This window comes from Paraburkholderia sp. CNPSo 3274, assembly GCF_024206475.1.
GTDB lineage: Bacteria > Pseudomonadota > Gammaproteobacteria > Burkholderiales > Burkholderiaceae > Paraburkholderia.
Genome location: NZ_JAMBPR010000006.1, coordinates 163380 through 177736 on the forward strand (window position 1 = coordinate 163380; position 14357 = coordinate 177736).

Below are 14357 nucleotides of genomic sequence, written 5' to 3' on the forward strand. Positions count from 1 at the left end.
GTGTTACTCCCTCTTATGCGCGGTCCGCGACACGTTCGCCCAGCAGCCCCGACGGACGGAACACGAGCACGACGATCAGCACGATGAATGCGAAGACGTCCTGATAGTTACTGCCGAACACCCCACCGGTCAGGTTGCCGATGTAGCCTGCGCCGAGCTGCTCGATCAGACCGAGCACCACGCCGCCGACCATCGCGCCGCCGAGGTTGCCGATACCGCCCAGCACCGCGGCCGTGAAGGCCTTCATGCCGGGGATGAAACCCATGTAGAAGTGCGCGTTGCCGTATTCCGAGGCGATCATCACGCCGGCCAGTGCCGCGAGCGCGGAGCCGATCATGAACGTGGCCGAGATCACGAAGTTCGGATTCACGCCCATCAGCGAGGCATTGTTCGGGTTCTCGGCAATCGCGCGCATGGCGCGGCCGAGCTTGGTCTTGTGCACGAGGAGCAGCAGACCCGCCATCACGAGGAACGCGACGACGATGATGACGATTTCCGTCATCGAGATCACGGCGCCCACGCCGGTTTCAGTCGGCTTGATGACGTTGATCGGGTCGGTCGAGATGAGCTGGGGGAACGCGAGCGGATTGCGGCCCCAGATGATCATGGCGAGCGTCTGCAGCAGGATCGACACCCCGATCGCGGTGATCAGCGGCGCGAGGCGCGGCGCGCGGCGCAGCGGCCGGTAGGCGACCTTTTCGATCGTATACCCGACGACCGCGCACACGACCGCGGCAACCACGAGCGCGATGCACAGCGTGGGGATGTTCCCGAGGCCCGGGAAGTGATTGTGGAGCACGTTGATCGCGGAGAGCGCAACCATGGCGCCCACCATGAGCACGTCGCCGTGCGCGAAGTTGATGATGCCCAGAATCCCGTACACCATCGTGTAACCGAGGGCGATGATGGCGTAGATGCTGCCAAGCACCAGCCCATTCAGGATCTGCTGGATGAAAATATCCATTTAATGCTCCTTAGCCCGTGCAACCGGATTCGCGCTCGTCATCGGCCGGTGGGCGATGTTTTACGGAACCGCAACGACACTTTCGGGTATTGAAGTAAAAACCGGTAACGGTTGGCCGCCCTGGTTCGCGTTGCCGCTGTGTTGCAGCGCCAGGCTCGCCAAAAGCGGATGCAAAAACGGCACCGTCGGATGGTTCGGTGCCGTCGGGTTCAATCAACTACGCGTCATATTCGCGTTGGCGTATTCGCGGCGAGCCTTGCGGCCAGCAAACGCGAATGCGTCAAACGCCATGACTCCCTCTCCCCGGCCGCCCGCGCACTCCGGGATCTCACCTGCGAGATCCATCGCACCCAGGCGGCGAACCGGCATGACTACGCCGCTGCATGCAAAAGCAATCTGCATGCCAGGAAAGATCGATGTTGCGCTCGTGCCCGCCTCGACATTGCGACTGTGCCACGCGTGGCGCGGCGCAACCGCATTTACCGATGACGCGGCAAAAGCTGGCTTGAATTGCATTAATCAGGTCTCCTGCGCCTTCCGAAATGCTTGCCTGATGGCCTTCTCATGGATGTCCAGCCTTCAGAACGCGCGCATTGTAACGCCAATTATGCGACGGGCAATATTGTTGAACCGGCAGGGTTTTCCTGCATTGCAACCATATTTTTAGTTAACCACCTGTTTCGGGTTGCACCACAGGTTGCGCCGCATTATCGTGCACCAGTTGCACCAAAAATCGCCAGGCTTCGCATCATGTGTTGCAGATAATGCCCGCAATGCCTTGTCGGGCGGGCATTGGGTCAAATGAATGGTATTTAAGAGAGAGCATAAAAATCCCGCCCCGGCGCGGTGCACTCATGTCGAAAGCGTGTCAATCGCCCCATAAATTTGGGGTCACACCACACAACTCGGTCCCGCACTCTAGAGAAAACACTAATAAGAACACTCGCCCAATGTGAGGTTAACCTGCCTTTTCTCATCATACGACCCTAATTATCGGTGTTCCCCAGCTCTCGCGGGCATAAAAAAACGCGCCGGATGGGCGCGTTCTTGCGGAGTGCGGGAGGCGTCAGACCTGTTGACCAAGTCCGCGCGGCAAGGGGAATGCAATGTTCTCCTCGATGCCTTCGAGCGCGCGCACGTTGCGCGCACCAAGTTCGTGCAGGTGGCGAATGATCTCCTGAGCAAGCGCTTCGGGAGCCGACGCTCCGGCCGTCAGGCCGATCCGGCGTTTGCCGGCGAGCCACCGGGGGTCGATCTGCTCTGGCGCATCCACCATATAGGCAGGAATGCCGCGCTTCTCGGCCACTTCGCGCAACCGGTTCGAATTGGAACTGTTCGGGCTGCCCACCACGATCACGACATCGCACTGGGGCGCCATGAACTTGACGGCGTCCTGGCGATTCTGCGTGGCGTAGCAGATGTCCTGCTTCTTCGGCTCGCGAATGGCCGGAAAGCGCGCCTTGAGCGCGGAGATGATTTCCGCGGCGTCGTCCACCGAGAGCGTGGTTTGCGTGACGAACGCCACGCGCTGCGGATCGCGCAGCTTGAGCGCCTCGACATCGGCAATGTCTTCGACGAGGTACATACCCTCGGTCACCTGCCCCATGGTGCCTTCCACTTCCGGATGGCCCTTGTGGCCGATCATGACGATGTCGAGCCCCTCGTCGCGCATCTTCGCGACTTCCACGTGCACCTTCGTGACGAGCGGGCAGGTCGCGTCGTAGACGCGCAGGCCGCGCGCCTCGGCGTCGGCGCGCACCGACTTGGAGACGCCGTGCGCGCTGAAGATCACCGTGTTGCCGGACGGGACCTCATCGAGTTGCTCGATGAAGATCGCCCCCTTCTTGCGCAGGTCTTCGACGACATAAGCGTTGTGGACGATCTCGTGACGCACGTAGATCGGTGCGCCGTGAAGCTGGATCGCGCGCTCGACGATCTCGATGGCCCGATCGACGCCGGCGCAGAAGCCGCGCGGTTGCGCGAGCAGGATTTCCGCGTCGGCCAGTTCTGCGATGAGGGACGTGTCCGTGTTGGTCATGGGCTTTAAAGGATTCCGATGATTTGCACTTCGAACGCAACCGCCTGGCCAGCGAGCGGGTGGTTGAAATCGAACAGGGCGGAGGTCTCGTTCACTTCCTTGAGCACACCCGCATAGCGGCCGCCGTTGGGGGCGTTGAATTCGATCAGGTCGCCCGGGCTTAACTCCTCGCCGATCATGCCATTCTCGCGCAGGGTCTTGAGCGAGACGCGCTGGATCAGCTCGGGGTTGCGCTGCCCGAAAGCGACGCCAGGTTCTAGCTGAAAGGTCGAGTGGTGACCCACCTTCAGGCCCTGCAAAATGTCTTCCAGCGGCGGCGCAAGCTGGTCGGCGCCCATCAGCAGGGTCGCGGGACGGTCGACAAAGGTATTGACGATTTCGGTGCCATCGGCGAGCGAAAGCCGGTAATTCAGCGTCACGTGGGAACCGGATTTCACTTCGGAGATGTCAATGATGCTCATGCGTAACTCATTTCGTCGGAACGCGCGCTTCGCGCGTGCGCGCCGCAAGGCGCCGGTCCGGCCTGCCTCGGGCGGCCGGAAAACATCTATTGTAAGCCACTTGGCCGAGGCGGTCGCGGCACGATTGTGCACTGCCAACGCTCGCACTCGTGCACGCCGCGCACCCTTTATTTGTCTGTGGAGATTGCCATGACGGAACTTGCCTGCATGCCGGACACGGCGCCCGATACCCTTGGTGACGCCCTCGCTGGGCGCCTGCCCGGTCCGGGATGCGCAGAGCGTGGCCCCTGCGGCGCCGGAGTCCCCGCGCGCGCCGCGTCTGCCGTGTCGGCCCGCGATAGCGCGGCGCCTGCGGCACGACGCCGCGACATGCCCCGCGAGCGACTGCGCACGGCCGGTGCGGCCGCGCTCTCGGACGTTGAGTTGCTCGCGATCCTGCTCGGCTTTGGCTTGCCGGGCCACGATGTCTTCGAGGTGGCTCGCACGCTGCTGGCCCAATTCGGCTCGCTGCGCGCCATGCTCGACGCACAGCGCGAAGAATTCGAGGCCCTGCGCGGCATCGGGCCCGCAAAATCCGCAATGCTGCAAGCGGTGACGGAACTCGCGCGGCGGGCGCTTGCGCAAGCGCTCGACGACAAGCCGCTCGTCGACTCTCCCGGTGCGGTCGAGGACTATTTGCGCCTCCTGATCGGCGGGCGGCCGCACGAGGTGTTCGTTTGCCTCTTTCTGGACGCGCGCCATCGGCTGATCCGCTCGGAGGAAAGCTCGCGCGGCTCGCTCACGCGCATGGCGGTGTATCCTCGTGAAATCGTGCGGCGCGCGCTAACGCTCAATGCCGCGAGCCTGATCGTCGCCCATAATCACCCATCGGGCGCGGTGCAGCCGAGCGCGAGCGACCGGCGCCTCACGCGGGTGTTGCGCGAAACGCTTGCGCTCGTTGAGGTTCAACTCATCGATCACCTGGTCATTGGCACACGGGAGACGTTTTCCTTCGCGCGCCATGGCTGGATTTGAGGCGACGACGCGCCAAGCGGCGGCAAACAACACCATGTGCAAATCGAGTTTGATTTTCCATGGCTTTTTCTGATAGAATCACGGTTTGCCTATTTCCAACCCTGTTCCGAAGCCCGTCGCGGCATTCCAGGGGAAATATGGCCTGGGTTCGAGGTTGTCTCTCATCCATACGTGAGCGCGCTCCTATTCTGGCCATTTCTCGCCTGGGAAACTTAAGCGGCTCTCGAACTCAGAATTTCCGTAGGAGTGTCTCATGGCACGTGTATGCCAAGTCACTGGGAAAGCGCCGATGAGCGGCAACAACGTTTCCCACGCTAACAACAAAACCAAGCGCCGTTTCCTCCCGAATCTGCAAAACCGCCGTTTCTGGGTTGAAAGCGAAAACCGTTGGGTGCGTCTGCGCATCTCGAACGCAGGCCTGCGCCTGATCGACAAGAACGGCATCGATTCCGTGCTCGCAGACCTGCGCGCACGCGGCGAACTGTAAGGAGTAAATCATGGCCAAGGGCATCCGCGACAAGATCAAGCTCGAGTCGACCGCAGGTACGGGTCACTTCTACACGACCACGAAGAACAAGCGCAACATGCCGGAAAAAATGTCGATCAAGAAGTTCGACCCGGTTGTTCGCAAGCACGTCGAGTACAAGGAAACCAAGATCAAGTAATTGATCGGGTTTCGAGCCTGACGAAGACAGAAAAACCCCGCTATTTAGCGGGGTTTTTCTTTTTGCACGCCCGTCCCGCCCCGGTTCGCGCCATGCAACAGTGTTTTAACGGCAGCGCCCAAACTGCCGCTATCCGTTCGCTCCTCTCTCGGAGTATGCTTCCCGCTTTATATCGGCTGCCACACGCGTGTCATATGCCACTGACGGCGCCAGGACCGCGGCAAACGCGGCGGCCAGAAAGCGTAGAACAAGAGCGACGGAGAAGCAGGATCATGAATTACGATGTAGCGATCGTCGGCAGCGGCCTCGCAGGACTGAGCGTCGCGCTGAATCTCGCCGATTCGCGTCGCGTCGTGATCATCGCCAAGCGCGCGATGACCGAAGGCGCGAGCGACCGGGCGCAAGGCGGTATTGCCGCCGTGCTCGATTCGGCCGACAGCGTGGAGAACCACGTGGAGGATACGCTCGTCGCCGGCGGCGGCCTGTGCGACGAGGCGGCAACGCGCTATATCGTCGAGCATGGCCGCGAGGCCATCGAATGGCTGATCGCCCAGGACGTGCCGTTCACGAAGGACGCCGCCGCCGAACTCGGCTTTCACCTCACGCGCGAAGGGGGCCACAGCCATCGCCGCATCATCCACGCCGCCGACGCCACCGGCCACGCGGTCGTGCAAACGCTGCTCGAGCGTGCGCGCTCACACCCGAACATCACGATCCTCGAAGACCATCAGGCGATCGACGTCATCACGTCCGACCGGCTCGGCCTGCCGGGCCGTCGTTGCCACGGCCTCTATGCGCTCGACCTGAAGAACGACCGCACGGTGACGATCCAGGCGCCGCACACGGTGCTCGCCACGGGCGGCGCGGGCAAGGTCTACCTGTACACGACGAACCCCGACACGGCCACCGGCGACGGCATCGCCATGGCGTGGCGCGCGGGCTGCCGTGTGGCGAACATGGAATTCATCCAGTTCCACCCCACCTGCCTCTTCCACCCGCACGCCAAGTCGTTCCTGATTTCGGAAGCCGTGCGCGGCGAAGGCGGCGTGCTGCGCCTGCCCGACGGCACCCGCTTCATGCCCGCGCACGACGCGCGCGCCGAGCTGGCACCGCGCGACATCGTCGCCCGCGCGATCGACTTCGAGATCAAGAGGCACGGCATCGACTGCGTGCATCTCGACATCAGCCATCAGCCGCCGGCGTTTCTCGAAGAGCATTTCCCGACCATCCTCGCGCGCTGCCGCGAATTCGGCATCGACATCACGAAGGAGCCGATCCCGGTCGTGCCCGCCGCGCACTACACCTGCGGCGGCGTCGTCACCGACCTGGCCGGGCGCACCGATCTCGCGGGCCTCTACGCCGTGGGCGAGACTTCGTACACGGGCCTGCACGGCGCGAACCGCCTGGCGAGCAATTCGCTGCTCGAGTGCCTCGTGATCGGCCGCTCGGCGGCCGAGGCGATCGAGGCGGAAGGCTTCAGCGCGGGCGCGCATGCACCGCTGCCCGACTGGGACGAAAGCCGCGTCTCCGATTCCGACGAGGAAGTCGTCGTTGCCCACAACTGGGACGAGCTGCGCCGGCTGATGTGGAATTACGTCGGCATCGTGCGCACCGACAAGCGGCTCGAGCGCGCTCAACATCGCATCTCCCTGCTGCGAGATGAAATTCTCGAGTACTACGCGAATTTCCGCGTCACGCGCGACCTGCTGGAACTGCGCAACCTTGTCGAAGTCGCTTCGCTGATCGTGGAAAGTGCGCGCTCGCGCCGCGAGAGCCGTGGCCTGCATTACAGCCGCGACTGGCCAAACTCGCTACCCAAGGCGCTGCCGACCGTGCTCGCGCCGGAGCGCGTACGCAATCGCACGATTTCATGAGCCTGACAAACTAACAGCACCGCAAAAGCAAAGGCCGCCTCATCACGAGACGGCCTTTTTCGTTTTGGTTCAGCTGGGCGAACTTGCCGCTTCAGACAATGCGCATCGAAAAGTCCGTCGCGCGCACGTCCTTCGTCAGCGCGCCAATCGATACGCGGTCCACGCCCGTTTCCGCGATCGCGCGCACCGTGTCGAAGTTCACGCTGCCCGAGACTTCGAGCACCGCACGCCCCGCCGTGAGCTTCACCGCGTCGCGCATCATGTCCAGGGAGAAGTTGTCGAGCAGCACCGACTTCGCGCCGTGCGCGAGCGCCGTTTCGAGCTGCTCGAGCGTCTCGACTTCGATCTGGATCGGCACGCCCGCGTCGAGCGCGAGCGCGGCGTCCATCGCCGCACCCACACCACCTGCCGCAGCAATGTGGTTTTCCTTGATCAGGATGCCGTCGTAAAGTGCGAGACGCTGGTTTGCGCCACCACCCACGCGCACGGCGTACTTCTGCGCGAGGCGCAGGCCGGGCAGCGTCTTGCGCGTGTCCAGAATGCGCGTGCTGGTGTGCGCGATCATGTCGACGTAGCGGCGCGTCACGCTCGCCACGCCCGAAAGCAGCTGCAGGAAGTTCATCGCGTTGCGCTCGGCCGTGAGCAGCGAGCGCGCCGGACCGCGCAGCGAGCAGACGGTCGTGTCGGCGGCCATGCGGTCGCCTTCGCGATAGTGCCAACGCACTTCGATGCGCGGATCGACCTGCTTCACCACGCCGTCGAACCAGAGCACGCCGCACAGCACCGCTTCTTCGCGCACGATGATGCGCGCGTCGCGCATTTCATCGGCGGGCACGAGACGGCCGGTCTGGTCGCCAGGGCCCACGTCTTCTTCGAGCGCATCGGCCACGTTGCGTGCGATCGCGGCGTCGAACGCGGCGCCGTACTGCGAGCGCACCTCACCCAGCACGGGCGCAACGGCATCGACTGCGAGCAATTCGAGTGCACCCATTTACGCCGCCCCCACTTGCGAGAACAGCGCGGTATCGCGCGCGAGGTCGCCGCTCGCCTGCACGCGGCGCTTGTGGTCCGCCGCGAACGCCAGCATGCGATCGATTGGCAGACGCGCGCGCTCGCCGATCGCAGCGTCGACGTGAATCTCGTTGTGACCGCGCTCCAGCACGTCGACGAGATTTGCCAGACCGTTCATGGCCATCCACGGGCAGTGCGCGCAGCTCTTGCAGGTCGCGCTGTTGCCGGCCGTCGGGGCTTCGATGAAGGTCTTGCCCGGCGCCGCGAGGCGCATCTTGTGCAGGATGCCGAGATCGGTTGCGACGATGAAGCGTTGCGCGTCGAGCTTCACGGCGGCATCGATCAGCTGTGTGGTCGAGCCGACCACGTCCGCGAGCGCGACCACGCCCTCGGGCGATTCGGGGTGGACGAGAATCTTGGCGTCCGGATATTCGGCGCGCAGCAGATCGAGCTCGATGCCCTTGAATTCGTCGTGCACGAGGCAGGAGCCTTGCCACAGCAGCATGTCCGCGCCGGTCTTCTTCTGAATGTAGCCGCCCAGGTGCCGGTCCGGCGCCCACAGAATCTTTTCGCCCCTGGCGTGCAGGTCGGCGACGATCTCGAGACCGATGGACGACGTGACCATCCAGTCCGCGCGCGCCTTCACGGCAGCGCTCGTGTTCGCATAGACGACCACGGTGCGGTCCGGGTGCTCGTCGCAAAACGCCGAGAATTCGTCGATGGGACAACCGAGATCGAGCGAGCAGGTCGCGTCGAGGTCGGGCATGAGAATGCGCTTGTTCGGACTCAGAATCTTCGCGGTCTCACCCATGAAGCGCACGCCCGCCACGACGAGCGTCTGTGCCTCGTGGTCGCGGCCAAAGCGCGCCATCTCGAGCGAATCGGCCACGCAGCCGCCGGTTTCGTCGGCAAGCTCCTGCAATTCAGGATCCACATAATAGTGCGCGACAAGCACCGCCTTCTCGCGCTTGAGCAACGCGCGAATCCGCTCCTTCAATGCAACGCGCTCTGCCGTGGACGGAGCATCGGGCACACGCGCCCACGCCTGTCCAACGCTGCAGACGGCACCCTGCGGCCGGTCATATTCGACCTTCCTGATCGCCTGACTCATCATCTCCTGCCCCTACCGATCGCCGCGCCATTGAAGCCATTGTGGGGACTCCGGCTTTTTTGCGGCCCAAAAAGAAAAACCCCGCCAGCGCGGGGTTTTGTGACGTCTCGTCATTCTAAAGGATTTTCTTACGCCCCACTGAGGGGCCAAAATCCGCGCGGGACGATCAGGCCAATCAAGCGTAACGGCGCAGGCGCGAAGCGAATTCCTGCAGCGCCTTGATACCGCTTTGTTCAGCGCGATGGCACCAATCCTGGAGCTGCGTGAGCAGTTGTTCGCGCGAAGCGCTCGAACGTTCCCAGATCGCGGCGAGTTCGTTGCGCAGTTCGATGTACGTGCGCAGCTTCTGGCTGTTCGCGAAAATTTGCGGAAGCTGGCGCTTCTGCGGCTCGTTCAGGCTGGCTTCTTCCTTGTCGACCCATTTGCGCGCACCGCGCATGACCTTGTACTTCTCGCGCTCGCCCACTTCCTTGAGGTGTGCGAGTTCCTGACGGTACGCCAGCTTCACGGCCTTGGCGTAACGCGCCATCACTTCGTAGCGATTGGACAGCACGGCCTGCAGCGTTTCGTGGTCTGGCACCAGCTTGCCCTTGGTAAGGCGCGGCGTGGGGGCGACCTTCTTCACCTTGGCAAGGCCAACCGCCTGCATCATGCGGATGTACATCCAGCCGATGTCGAACTCGTACCACTTGTTCGAGAGCTTCGCGGAAGTCGCGAACGTGTGGTGGTTGTTGTGCAGCTCCTCGCCGCCGATGATGATGCCGAACGGCAGAAGGTTCGTGCTCGCGTCAGACGAATTGAAGTTGCGGTAGCCCCAGAAGTGGCCGAGGCCATTCACGACGCCCGCAGCCCAGAACGGAATCCACGCCATCTGCACGGCCCACACGGTGAGGCCGACTGCGCCGAACAGCGCGACGTCGATCACCATCATGATGCTCACGCCGAGAATGGGGTAGCGCGTGTAGACGTTACGCTCCATCCAGTCGTTGGGCGTGCCGTGGCTGAAGCGGCGCAGCGTTTCTTCGTTCTTCGCTTCGGTGCGATAGAGCTCAGCGCCTTCGAGCAGCACCTTCCAGATGCCGCGCGTTTGCGGGCTGTGCGGATCTTCTTCCGTTTCGCACTTGGCGTGGTGCTTACGGTGGATCGCCGCCCACTGGCCCGTGAGCATGCCCGTGGTCATCCACAGCCAGAAACGGAAGAAGTGGCTCGCAATGGGATGCAGATCCAGCGCGCGGTGCGCCTGGCAGCGGTGCAGATACACCGTCACGCCGATGATCGTGATGTGGGTGACCACCACCGCGAACAGCACGATCTGCCACCACGAGAAATGGAGCACCCCGTGGGCGAGGAAATCAAGCAGGGAGTTCAACAAGGCATTTACCTGTGAAGCGAAGCGCGTCGGCCTTTCAGCCAGGCGCCGGTGTCAAGAAAGTGAAAGCGACTAGATGCGGTTGGACGGCATTCTACTAGAACCGTTCCAAGTGTTTGTAACAAAGGGAGATTTTTTTCTTTATTGGTTACGGCGTCAACGTCTGAAGGGCGTTTCGAGGCGCTTTGCCGCACCCCAATTGGCCCTTTGCGTGATATCTGGCCCCATCCAGTCTTTCACTGCGATCCGCACCTCGCGTTGCGCAGCGGTATCGCGATCCCATGTTCCGCGCTCTCTATTCAGAATCCTAGTTCGAGTTGCGCGGCGTCGCCCGGAAATTCGATCAGATTCAGCGTTCGCCGAAAATCAGCTCCCGATGGCGCGCACATCATCCAGCCCTGAATATCGCCCGCGCTGATGGTGTCGCCAATACGCAACGAGCGGTTGGCGAGCATGATGACCGTGATGCGGCACGATCTGCCATCTGCCGCACAAGCAATCGCGGGCCGCCCGGCTAATCCCGGCCGGACGGTCCCGCAAACGTCGTACCCGCCGCGCGCCTTACTCCAGCGCGGAGTCCGGCTCGGCGGCTTCGCTTTCCTGCGCCTTCGCGATCACGTCGGATGTCTCTTGCACCGCTGCGGCTTCTTCGGGCGTGGTCTGCGCGCCGGCCGCCTGGGTCTTCGGCTTGGCTTCGCCCCGACGCTCCAGCACAGCCGCAAAGAAGCCGTCGGTGGCGTGGCGGTGCGGCCACAGCGAGAGGTAATCGCCCGTGTCGAGGCCCACACGCTGCTCGGCCAGCACGTCGCGCGCGCTCACCAGCACGAACTCGGGATGCGCCTCGAGGAACTGCTTCACGACCGCTTCGTTCTCGGCTTCGAGAATGCTGCAGGTCGCATAGACGAGACGGCCGCCGCGCTTGAGCAGCCGCGCCGCGCTCGTAAGAATCGAAAGCTGCTTGGGCGCGAGTTCGGCCACTGACTCCGGCGACTGGCGCCACTTGAGGTCGGGGTTGCGGCGCAGCGTGCCGAGGCCCGAGCACGGCGCATCCACGAGCACGCGATCGATCTTGCCGATCAGTCGCTTGATCTTGGCGTCGTGCTCGCTGTCGATCAGCACGGGATTGACGTTCGACAGGCCGCTGCGCGCAAGGCGCGGCTTGAGCTTGGCGAGACGCCGGTCGGACACGTCGAAGGCATAGAGACGGCCCGTCGAACGCATCATCGCGCCAAGCGCCAGCGTCTTGCCGCCCGCGCCCGCGCAGAAGTCCACGACCATCTCGCCGCGGCGCGGCGCCAGCAACGTGCACAGCAGCTGGCTGCCCTCGTCCTGCACCTCGAACCAGCCGTTCTTGAACGCGTCGAGTTTCGCGAGCGCGGGCTTGCCCGTCAAGCGCACGCCGAACGGCGCGAACGGCGTTTCGCCACCTTCGATGCCCGACTCGGACAGCGCGCGAATCAGCTCTTCGCGATTCGCCTTGATGGGATTGGCGCGCAGATCGAGCGGCGCCGGGTAGTTCAGCGCGGCGGCCAGTTGCGCGAGTTCGGCGGGCTCAAACCGCGTTTCCAGCGCCTTCATGATCCACTCCGGCAGATTCAGCTGCACGCGCAGCGGCAGGCTGGCCGGGTCGATCTTCGAGACGTGCTCGAGCCAGGTGGCCTCGGCGTCCGATACGAACGGACGGATCGCCGAGCGGCCTGCAGTCGCCATGAGGCCGAGCAACGTGAGGCGGCGCGTCGGGCTGCCCGTGCCGCTTTCGGCCAGGTGCGCGAACTCCATGCGCCGGCGCAGCACGGCGAACACGGCTTCGGCGATCACGCCGCGCTCAGCGTGGCCGAGCTTCGGATGCTCGCGGAAGAAGCGGCTCGTCATCGCGTCCGCCGGGCCCGTGAATTTGAGGACGTCGGCGAGCAACGTTTCGGTCTGTCCAATCAGAAATCCATGCAGTCTCATGCGCCCTCCCCGGCGGCTTGCGAGTCGTCAAAGAAGAGCCACTGTGGCTCGGCCGGCGTAAGCGTCACGCGTTCGCCGTCGAGCGCGAGGCGCCCTTCGACGAACCAGCGCACCGCGCGCGGATACATCATATGTTCGGTCTTGAGCACGCGCGCGGCGAGCGCCGCGGCGTCGTCGCCAGCGCGCACCGGAACCACCGACTGCGCGACGATCGGGCCATGATCCAGCGTAGGCGTGACGAAATGCACCGTCGCACCGTGCACGCGGCAGCCGGCGTCGAGCGCCTGCTGGTGCGTTTTGAGGCCCGGAAACATCGGTAGCAGCGAGGGATGGATATTAACCATCCGACCCGAATAATGGTCGACGAACGATTCGGTCAGCACGCGCATGAAGCCCGCCAGCACGACGAGGTCCGGCGCATGGCCGTCGATGACTTGAGCGAGTGCCGCGTCGAAGCTGGCGCGATCGGGAAACTGGCGGTGGTCGACCACCGCCGTGGCAATGCCATTCGAAGCCGCGAACGCAAGGCCCGCGGCGTCAGGACGGTTGGCAATCACGGCGGCGATACGCGCGCCCCAAGCTTCGTGAGCGCAAGCGCGCACGATGGCTTCCATGTTGCTGCCCCGCCCCGAAATCAGGATGACGAGATTTTTCATCCGCGGATTTTATCATCGGGGGGCCTGCCCGACGCTCGTGCGGCGGCGATCGTCGCCTCGTGCGTTTATAATCTTCTGTTTCGTCGCGGTCCTTGGGCCGCGAGTGGCCAAGTCAGTCGGTCAGCAGTCGATCATTAGCACGCGTGCTGCGCCAGCGCGCTTTTCGAGGTTCCACCAGGTTCCGCTATCGTGAGAGTCTTCCGCGGTCTTCCCAATGCCGAAAGCCGCGCGCCCTGCGCGCTGACCATCGGCAATTTCGACGGTGTCCACCGCGGGCATCAGGCATTGCTCGCGCGCGTGCGCGCAGCAGCCGACGCGCGCGGCCTGCCCGTCTGCGTGATGACCTTCGAGCCGCATCCGCGCGAGTTCTTCAACCCCGCCAGCGCCCCGCCACGCATCGCCATGCTGCGCGACAAGCTCGAAGCGCTGCGCGAAAACGGCGTGGACCGCGTCGTGGTCGAGCATTTCAACCACACGTTCGCAAGCCAGTCGCCCGAGGCGTTCGTCGAGCGCATCATCGTGGGCGGGCTGCACGCGCGCTGGATGATGATCGGCGACGACTTCCGCTATGGCGCGAAGCGCGCGGGCGACTTCGCTTCGCTGCAGGCCGCGGGAGCGCAGCATGGCTTCGAAGTCGAGCAGATGGCGACCGTCGCCGACCCTTCGGGCGTGCGCATTTCCAGCTCCGCCGTGCGCGCGCAACTGCACGCGAGCGACCTCGACTCCGCGCGCGCCTCGCTTGGCCGCGGCTATCACATCAGCGCGCACGTCACGCACGGCCTGAAGCTTGGCCGCGACCTCGGCTTCCCCACGATGAACCTGCGGATCGGCCACAAGCGGCCGGCGCTCAAGGGGATTTTCGTCGTGATGGTGCATGGCATTGCCGACCATCCGCTGCCAGGCGTCGCGAGCCTCGGCCTGCGCCCGACCGTGGACGACTCGGGCCGCGTGCTGCTCGAAGTGCATCTGCTCGACTGGCACGGCGACGCCTACGGCAAGCTCGTGCGCGTCGAGTTTCTCAAGAAGCTGCGTGACGAGGAGAAGTTTCCCGACCTCGAAACGCTCACCGCCGCGATCGCTCGCGACGTGGCGAACACCCGCGCGTGGTTCGCCGCCGCGGGCGCAGACGTGGCCGGCGGCGCATCCACCGGCTTCGCCACCTCGGCCACCGACCGAATTTGACCCGCGGCCCGCGTACGCGGGCTGCCCCGCCCCCAGGCGCCGCGTGCACAAAGCACGGC

At 64.0% G+C, this 14357-nt stretch carries 15 protein-coding genes; 6 read left to right on the forward strand and 9 right to left on the reverse strand.

Features of this window, described 5'->3' with window-relative positions; genetic code table 11:
• Positions 1–13: 13 nt before the first annotated feature.
• Entirely contained in the window at positions 14–964 is a 951-nt protein-coding gene (locus M3I54_RS06065) for a branched-chain amino acid ABC transporter permease (RefSeq protein ID WP_201695419.1), read from the reverse strand.
• 367 nt (positions 965–1331) lie between these two features.
• On the opposite strand from M3I54_RS06065, the gene M3I54_RS06070 reads away from it, so the two are divergent.
• Positions 1332–1631 carry a hypothetical protein gene (locus tag M3I54_RS06070; RefSeq protein ID WP_254333870.1) on the forward strand — a complete coding sequence of 100 codons (300 nt, stop codon included), beginning with the start codon at positions 1332–1334 and terminating at the stop codon, positions 1629–1631.
• Between the two features lie 399 nt (positions 1632–2030).
• Here the strand turns inward: M3I54_RS06070 and ispH are convergent, their stop codons facing one another.
• Positions 2031–3002 (reverse strand): 4-hydroxy-3-methylbut-2-enyl diphosphate reductase, encoded by a 972-nt coding sequence (gene ispH, locus M3I54_RS06075; RefSeq protein WP_254333872.1) that lies wholly within the window; start codon positions 3000–3002, stop codon positions 2031–2033.
• Between the two features lie 5 nt (positions 3003–3007).
• Positions 3008–3463, reverse strand: coding sequence for a peptidylprolyl isomerase (locus M3I54_RS06080; RefSeq protein ID WP_254333925.1), 456 nt, complete (start codon positions 3461–3463; stop codon positions 3008–3010).
• A gap of 189 nt (positions 3464–3652) precedes the next feature.
• Between M3I54_RS06080 and radC the strand changes: the two genes are divergently transcribed.
• The 4 genes from radC to nadB all read left to right on the forward strand — a co-directional run bounded on the left by radC (position 3653) and on the right by nadB (position 7016).
• On the forward strand, positions 3653–4477 hold the full coding sequence (radC, locus tag M3I54_RS06085) for a DNA repair protein RadC (RefSeq protein WP_254333874.1): 825 nt from the start codon (positions 3653–3655) through the stop codon (positions 4475–4477).
• Between the two features lie 253 nt (positions 4478–4730).
• Positions 4731–4964 carry a 50S ribosomal protein L28 gene (gene rpmB / locus M3I54_RS06090; protein WP_027794135.1) on the forward strand — a complete coding sequence of 78 codons (234 nt, stop codon included), beginning with the start codon at positions 4731–4733 and terminating at the stop codon, positions 4962–4964.
• A gap of 10 nt (positions 4965–4974) precedes the next feature.
• Complete coding sequence (gene rpmG / locus M3I54_RS06095) at positions 4975–5142, forward strand: 50S ribosomal protein L33 (protein ID WP_027817504.1); 168 nt, start codon at positions 4975–4977, stop codon at positions 5140–5142.
• Between the two features lie 272 nt (positions 5143–5414).
• Entirely contained in the window at positions 5415–7016 is a 1602-nt protein-coding gene (gene nadB, locus M3I54_RS06100) for an L-aspartate oxidase (protein WP_254333876.1), read from the forward strand.
• Positions 7017–7107: 91 nt separating this feature from the next.
• Here the strand turns inward: nadB and nadC are convergent, their stop codons facing one another.
• The 6 genes from nadC to purN all read right to left on the reverse strand — a co-directional run bounded on the left by nadC (position 7108) and on the right by purN (position 13116).
• Positions 7108–8007: a carboxylating nicotinate-nucleotide diphosphorylase gene (nadC, locus tag M3I54_RS06105; RefSeq protein ID WP_254333878.1), complete on the reverse strand. Its 900-nt coding sequence runs from the start codon at positions 8005–8007 to the stop codon at positions 7108–7110.
• Positions 8008–9138 carry a quinolinate synthase NadA gene (gene nadA / locus M3I54_RS06110; RefSeq protein ID WP_254333926.1) on the reverse strand — a complete coding sequence of 377 codons (1131 nt, stop codon included), beginning with the start codon at positions 9136–9138 and terminating at the stop codon, positions 8008–8010. It abuts the gene before it with no gap.
• A 175-nt stretch (positions 9139–9313) separates the two neighbouring features.
• A complete protein-coding gene (locus M3I54_RS06115) occupies positions 9314–10510 on the reverse strand; it encodes an acyl-CoA desaturase (RefSeq protein WP_254333881.1) in 1197 nt (398 codons plus the stop codon).
• 296 nt (positions 10511–10806) lie between these two features.
• Positions 10807–10962 carry a hypothetical protein gene (locus tag M3I54_RS06120; RefSeq protein WP_254333882.1) on the reverse strand — a complete coding sequence of 52 codons (156 nt, stop codon included), beginning with the start codon at positions 10960–10962 and terminating at the stop codon, positions 10807–10809.
• A gap of 106 nt (positions 10963–11068) precedes the next feature.
• The gene (locus M3I54_RS06125; RefSeq protein ID WP_254333883.1) at positions 11069–12460 is read right to left on the reverse strand and encodes an RsmB/NOP family class I SAM-dependent RNA methyltransferase; all 1392 of its coding nucleotides are present in this window, start codon (positions 12458–12460) and stop codon (positions 11069–11071) included.
• A complete protein-coding gene (gene purN / locus M3I54_RS06130; RefSeq protein ID WP_254333884.1) occupies positions 12457–13116 on the reverse strand; it encodes a phosphoribosylglycinamide formyltransferase in 660 nt (219 codons plus the stop codon). Before purN ends, M3I54_RS06125 begins: the two co-directional genes overlap by 4 nt.
• A gap of 189 nt (positions 13117–13305) precedes the next feature.
• On the opposite strand from purN, the gene M3I54_RS06135 reads away from it, so the two are divergent.
• Complete coding sequence (locus tag M3I54_RS06135; protein ID WP_254333885.1) at positions 13306–14298, forward strand: bifunctional riboflavin kinase/FAD synthetase; 993 nt, start codon at positions 13306–13308, stop codon at positions 14296–14298.
• Positions 14299–14357 lie beyond the last annotated feature (59 nt).

Bases quoted from the DNA above. Each gene is read 5' to 3' on its own strand.
- M3I54_RS06065 (WP_201695419.1), bottom strand. From the start codon at position 964: ATGGATATTTTCATCCAGCAGATCCTGAATGGGCTGGTGCTTGGCAGC.
- M3I54_RS06070 (WP_254333870.1), top strand. From the start codon at position 1,332: ATGACTACGCCGCTGCATGCAAAAGCAATCTGCATGCCAGGAAAGATC.
- ispH (WP_254333872.1), bottom strand. From the start codon at position 3,002: ATGACCAACACGGACACGTCCCTCATCGCAGAACTGGCCGACGCGGAA.
- M3I54_RS06080 (WP_254333925.1), bottom strand. From the start codon at position 3,463: ATGAGCATCATTGACATCTCCGAAGTGAAATCCGGTTCCCACGTGACG.
- radC (WP_254333874.1), top strand. From the start codon at position 3,653: ATGACGGAACTTGCCTGCATGCCGGACACGGCGCCCGATACCCTTGGT.
- rpmB (WP_027794135.1), top strand. From the start codon at position 4,731: ATGGCACGTGTATGCCAAGTCACTGGGAAAGCGCCGATGAGCGGCAAC.
- rpmG (WP_027817504.1), top strand. From the start codon at position 4,975: ATGGCCAAGGGCATCCGCGACAAGATCAAGCTCGAGTCGACCGCAGGT.
- nadB (WP_254333876.1), top strand. From the start codon at position 5,415: ATGAATTACGATGTAGCGATCGTCGGCAGCGGCCTCGCAGGACTGAGC.
- nadC (WP_254333878.1), bottom strand. From the start codon at position 8,007: ATGGGTGCACTCGAATTGCTCGCAGTCGATGCCGTTGCGCCCGTGCTG.
- nadA (WP_254333926.1), bottom strand. From the start codon at position 9,138: ATGAGTCAGGCGATCAGGAAGGTCGAATATGACCGGCCGCAGGGTGCC.
- M3I54_RS06120 (WP_254333882.1), bottom strand. From the start codon at position 10,962: ATGCTCGCCAACCGCTCGTTGCGTATTGGCGACACCATCAGCGCGGGC.
- M3I54_RS06125 (WP_254333883.1), bottom strand. From the start codon at position 12,460: ATGAGACTGCATGGATTTCTGATTGGACAGACCGAAACGTTGCTCGCC.
- purN (WP_254333884.1), bottom strand. From the start codon at position 13,116: ATGAAAAATCTCGTCATCCTGATTTCGGGGCGGGGCAGCAACATGGAA.